Annotated in this window: 2 tRNA genes and 3 rRNA genes; all 5 read left to right on the top strand. The window is 51.6% G+C overall.

Annotated elements, in window-relative coordinates:
• Positions 1-720: 720 nt before the first annotated feature.
• The 5 genes from DP923_RS16555 (at position 721) to rrf (ending at position 5,883) form a co-directional block, all read left to right on the top strand.
• Positions 721-2,243: ribosomal RNA gene (locus DP923_RS16555) — 16S ribosomal RNA — on the top strand.
• 125 nt (positions 2,244-2,368) lie between these two features.
• Positions 2,369-2,442 (top strand) — tRNA-Ile (locus tag DP923_RS16550).
• Between the two features lie 17 nt (positions 2,443-2,459).
• Positions 2,460-2,536 (top strand) — tRNA-Ala (locus tag DP923_RS16545).
• Positions 2,537-2,768: 232 nt separating this feature from the next.
• A 23S ribosomal RNA gene (locus tag DP923_RS16540) occupies positions 2,769-5,663 on the top strand.
• 108 nt (positions 5,664-5,771) lie between these two features.
• Positions 5,772-5,883, top strand: a 5S ribosomal RNA gene (rrf, locus tag DP923_RS16535).
• Together the 16S, 23S and 5S rRNA genes with 2 tRNA genes alongside form the textbook arrangement of a ribosomal RNA operon.
• The last annotated feature ends 57 nt before the right edge of the window (positions 5,884-5,940 follow it).

Raw genomic sequence — 5,940 nt, 5'->3', positions numbered from 1 at the left:
AAGCTCCTTGCATACTCAGCAAGTTTTTTTACTTTTGCAACCCGGTTCGGCAGGAGCTGGGGAGTAGGCTAGAAGCTAACACAGGCTGTAAAATAAAATTTGGGTTAGGTGTTGCAACTTTAAAAAAGGGTTGTACCTTTGCACTCCGCTTCATAAGGAAGGGGTTTTAGCTGCAGAAAAGCTTTAAGCGAGAGTTGCTGATTGGTTTTCGGGCCGGTTGACAGGGTTAGAAAAAAGAGCAGAAATTTAATTTTAGTTCTTGTAAGTTTGAAACTTCTGCTTACCTTTGCAACCCGCTTGAGAGTGAGCGAAACAAGTACTTCTTCAGGCGGCAGGCCGGGAGAAAAAAGAAAAAAAACTTTTTTAAAAAGGTATTGCAAAAGGGAAAAGAGTTTGTACCTTTGCACTCCGCAAACGTAGCTGACAGGGCTACGGAAGCGAAAAAAGAAAGTTTAAAAATAAATCAATTAAAGTTTGGAAGTTAGAAAATAACTACCGACCTTTGTTCCACGGCACAGAGAGTGCTAACGGAAAAACATCGAAAGATGACAGGCTAGAACAACAGGTTCTAGGTAAGTTCTTTGAGTGATTGCTTAAGATAGAATAAAGAAAAAGAATAGGTAAATCCGGGCAGGCTGATTTGAAAAGATCACCTGCTTAGTTTCTCTTCGGAGAAAAGGAAAAAGGCCGGGATCGGACAGACACATTTAAAATTTTTTTACAATGGAGAGTTTGATCCTGGCTCAGGATGAACGCTAGCGGCAGGCCTAATACATGCAAGTCGAACGAGATCAAGAGCTTCGGTTCTTGGTTTAGTGGCGCACGGGTGCGTAACGCGTATGCAACCTACCTTCTATTGGGGGATAGCCTTCCGAAAGGAAGATTAATACCGCATAACACCATGACCTGGCATCGGGATATGGTTAAAGCTGAGGCGATAGAAGATGGGCATGCGTGCCATTAGCTAGTTGGCGGGGTAACGGCCCACCAAGGCGACGATGGCTAGGGGTTCTGAGAGGATGGTCCCCCACACTGGTACTGAGACACGGACCAGACTCCTACGGGAGGCAGCAGTAGGGAATATTGGGCAATGGTCGAGAGACTGACCCAGCCATGCCGCGTGCAGGATGAAGGCCTTCTGGGTTGTAAACTGCTTTTATCAGGGAAGAAAACGCTCTTGCGAGAGTAACTGACGGTACCTGATGAATAAGCACCGGCTAACTCCGTGCCAGCAGCCGCGGTAATACGGAGGGTGCAAGCGTTGTCCGGATTTATTGGGTTTAAAGGGTGCGTAGGCGGCCCGTTAAGTCAGCGGTGAAATCCCAGGGCTCAACCCTGGAACTGCCGTTGATACTGGCGGGCTTGAGTTTGGTTAAGGCGGGCGGAACTGGTGGTGTAGCGGTGAAATGCATAGATACCACCAAGAACCCCGATTGCGTAGGCAGCTCGCTGGGCCAAAACTGACGCTGAGGCACGAAAGCGTGGGGAGCGAACAGGATTAGATACCCTGGTAGTCCACGCCGTAAACGATGAATACTCGATGTTAGCGATACACTGTTAGCGTCCAAGCGAAAGCGTTAAGTATTCCACCTGGGGAGTACGCCCGCAAGGGTGAAACTCAAAGGAATTGACGGGGGCCCGCACAAGCGGTGGAGCATGTGGTTTAATTCGATGATACGCGAGGAACCTTACCTAGGCTAGAATGCGCGTGACAGAAGCAGAGATGCTTCCTTCCTTCGGGACACAAAGCAAGGTGCTGCATGGCTGTCGTCAGCTCGTGCCGTGAGGTGTTGGGTTAAGTCCCGCAACGAGCGCAACCCCTATCTTTAGTTGCCAGCACGTTATGGTGGGGACTCTAAAGAGACTGCCTTCGCAAGAAGTGAGGAAGGCGGGGACGACGTCAAGTCATCATGGCCCTTACGCCTAGGGCTACACACGTGCTACAATGGCCGGTACAGAGGGTCGCCACCTAGTGATAGGGCGCCAATCTCAAAAAGCCGGTCTCAGTTCGGATCGAAGTCTGCAACTCGACTTCGTGAAGCCGGAATCGCTAGTAATCGCGCATCAGCAACGGCGCGGTGAATACGTTCCCGGGCCTTGTACACACCGCCCGTCAAGCCATGGAAGTCAGGGAGACCTGAAGCCGGTGACCGTCAAAGGAGCCGTCTAGGGTAAAACTGGTAACTGGGGCTAAGTCGTAACAAGGTAGCCGTACCGGAAGGTGCGGCTGGATCACCTCCTTTCTAGGGAAGATCCCGGCCTTGACCACATAGGCAGCATGGTTTGCCTGGATCACTACTCTTTTTTTGTCTATCTTAAGCAGATCTCAAAACTCATTTTGGTGCGTGTGATGCGCCCCGGCAAGCCTGGGCTTGTAGCTCAGGTGGTTAGAGCGCTACACTGATAATGTAGAGGTCCGTGGTTCGAGTCCACGCAGGCCCACTCACACTACTAACTCCGGGGGATTAGCTCAGCTGGCTAGAGCGCCTGCTTTGCACGCAGGAGGTCAACGGTTCGACTCCGTTATTCTCCACCAACCGATTACCAGGTAAAAACAGCAGGTTTTTACTTCACTTTTAAGGAACAGTTAAAGTTAAGAACGAAGGGTTAACACAACTCTGAACTCCTAACTTATAACTCATAACTTAAGACAAGTTCTTTGACATGATGGGAGAGAGAAAATATAAGTTTAGGTCATTTTTTCGAAAATGACCCATGAGCATAGAAAAGAAGAAGCGAGCCGGCTAACCTGTTTACAGGTTAACGGCGAGAACGCAAAGAAGGGCGCATGGGGGATGCCTAGGCTCTCAGAGGCGATGAAGGACGCGACAAGCTGCGATAAGCTGCGGGGATCAGCACATATGAATTGATCCGCAGGTTTCCGAATGGGGCAACCCGGTATGTTGAAGACATACCACCCTACGGGGGGCAAACCCGGGGAACTGAAACATCTAAGTACCCGGAGGAAGAGAAAATAATAATGATTCCGTAAGTAGTGGCGAGCGAACGCGGAAGAGCCCAAACCAGTTCTGTTACGGCAGAGCTGGGGTTGTAGGACCACGTGATGGGACCAAAGATTGAAGCACAAGTACCTGGGAAGGTACACCGGAGAGGGTGAGAGTCCCGTGTGCGTAAGCTCTTTGGCCTTAGTGGTATCCTGAGTAGGGCGGGACCGGAGAAATCCCGCTTGAATCCACCGGCACCATCCGGTAAGGCTAAATACTCCTGAGAGACCGATAGTGAACCAGTACTGTGAAGGAAAGGTGAAAAGTACCCTGAATAAGGGGGTGAAATAGATCCTGAAACCATGCGCTTACAAGCTGTCGGAGCCCTTTAGTGGGGTGACGGCGTGCCTTTTGCATAATGAGCCTACGAGTTACTCCTCTCTGGCAAGGTTAAGTTTCTTGAGAAACGGAGCCGCAGCGAAAGCGAGTCTGAATAGGGCGCACAGTCAGAGGGGGTAGACGCGAAACTTTGTGATCTACCCATGGGCAGGATGAAGCTGTGGTAACACACAGTGGAGGTCCGAACCAGTTTACGTTGAAAAGTATTTGGATGACCTGTGGGTAGGGGTGAAAGGCCAATCAAACTGAGAAATAGCTCGTACTCCCCGAAATGCCTTTAGGGGCAGCGTCGTGGTAGAGTCATGTGGAGGTAGAGCTACCGATAGGACTAGGGGGAGTCAAATCCTACCGAATCCTGACGAACTCCGAATGCCACTTGATATACACGGCAGTGAGGCGCAGGGTGCTAAGGTCCTGCGCCGAGAGGGAAAGAACCCAGACCATCAGCTAAGGTCCCAAAGTCCACGCTAAGTTGAACAAAGGGGGTCCAGTTGCCTAGACAGCCAGGATGTTGGCTTGGAAGCAGCCATTCATTTAAAGAGTGCGTAACAGCTCACTGGTCGAGCGACAGGGCATCGATAATAATCGGGCATCAAGCATGGCACCGAAGCTATGGATTTATACATTGTATAAGTGGTAGGGGAGCATTCTAACGGCGGTGAAGGCGTCCTGTCAGGGGCGTTGGAGCTTTTAGAAAAGCAAATGTAGGCATAAGTAACGATAATGCGGGCGAGAAACCCGCACACCGAAAGACCAAGGTTTCCTGATCAACGCTAATCGGATCAGGGTTAGTCGGGTCCTAAGGCCGAGGCGAAAGCGCAGGTCGATGGACAACTGGTTAATATTCCAGTACCGGCTACATATAGCGATGCGGTGACGGAGAAGTGAAAGGACTGCGCACTGACGGAATAGTGCGTTAAAGGCCGTAGGTATAGGATTGGGAGGCAAATCCCCCAGTCTTGCTGAAAGCTGATAGTACTCCAAGCCTTCGGGCGCGGAGATAATGTCCCTAATCCGGCTCCCAAGAAAACCCGCTAAGCGTTTAAATATGTAGCCGCCCGTACCGCAAACCGACACAGGTGGTCGAGGAGAGAATCCTAAGGTGCTCGAGTGAATCACGGCCAAGGAACTCGGCAAAATGGCCCTGTAACTTCGGGAGAAGGGGCGCTTCCTTGTAGCAATACAAGAAGCCGCAGTGAAAAGGCCCAGGCGACTGTTTAACAAAAACACATGGCTTTGCGAAATCGAGAGATGAAGTATAAGGCCTGACACCTGCCCGGTGCTGGAAGGTTAAGAGGGGGGGTTAGCCGCAAGGCGAAGCTCTGAATCGAAGCCCCAGTAAACGGCGGCCGTAACTATAACGGTCCTAAGGTAGCGAAATTCCTTGTCGGGTAAGTTCCGACCTGCACGAATGGTGTAACGATCTGGGCGCTGTCTCAGCCGTGAGCTCGGTGAAATTGTAGTCTCGGTGAAGATGCCGAGTACCCGCAACGGGACGGAAAGACCCCGTGCACCTTTACTATAGCTTAACATTGACTCTGGGTAACTCATGTGTAGGATAGGCCGGAGGCTGTGAAGTGGCGTCGCTAGGCGTCATGGAGCCATCCTTGAAATACGGCCCTTGAGTTGCTTGGAGCCTAACCTCCTAGAAGGGGGAACAGTGTTTGGTGGGTAGTTTGACTGGGGTGGTCGCCTCCAAAATAATAACGGAGGCTTTCAAAGGTACCCTCAGCACGCTTGGTAACCGTGCGTAGAGCGCAATAGCACAAGGGTGCTTGACTGTGAGGCCTACAAGCCGAGCAGGGCCGAAAGGCGGATATAGTGATCCGGTGGTTCCGCATGGAAGGGCCATCGCTCAAAGGATAAAAGGTACGCCGGGGATAACAGGCTGATCTCCCCCAAGAGCTCATATCGACGGGGAGGTTTGGCACCTCGATGTCGGCTCGTCACGTCCTGGGGCTGGAGAAGGTCCCAAGGGTTCGGCTGTTCGCCGATTAAAGTGGCACGCGAGCTGGGTTCAGAACGTCGTGAGACAGTTCGGTCCCTATCTGTTGTGGGCGTTGGAGATTTGAGGGGTTCTGACCTTAGTACGAGAGGACCGGGTTGGACGAGCCTCTGGTGTACCTGTTGTCGCGCCAGCGGCAGCGCAGGGTAGCTACGCTCGGATGGGATAAGCGCTGAAAGCATCTAAGTGCGAAACCCACCCCAAGATGAGATCTCCCTGTAAGGGCCGTCAGAGACGATGACGTTGATAGGCCGCAGGTGTAAAGCTGGAAACAGCACAGCCGAGCGGTACTAATTGCCCGGGCGCGTTCTCTATAAGCTTCGGCTTGAAGAATCCGGTTTACAACCGGCCCGCCTCTTCTTGCTCTCTCCCAAAAGTCAAATAACTTATGCCATTATGTGCAACCAAGACTGCACAACGATAATGGTGGCTATGGCTCCGGTGTTCACCTCTTCCCATCCCGAACAGAGAAGTTAAGCCCGGATGCGCCGATGGTACTGCCTTCACAGGTGGGAGAGTAGGTGGCCGCCAACCCCTTCAAATCCTCCCCGTTTACGCCACGTAGACGGGGAGGATTTTGCTTTATAACAA

It is taken from the genome of Pontibacter arcticus (assembly GCF_003284895.1).
Classification (GTDB): domain Bacteria; phylum Bacteroidota; class Bacteroidia; order Cytophagales; family Hymenobacteraceae; genus Pontibacter; species Pontibacter arcticus.
This window is presented reverse-complemented; position numbering and strand designations above follow the sequence as displayed.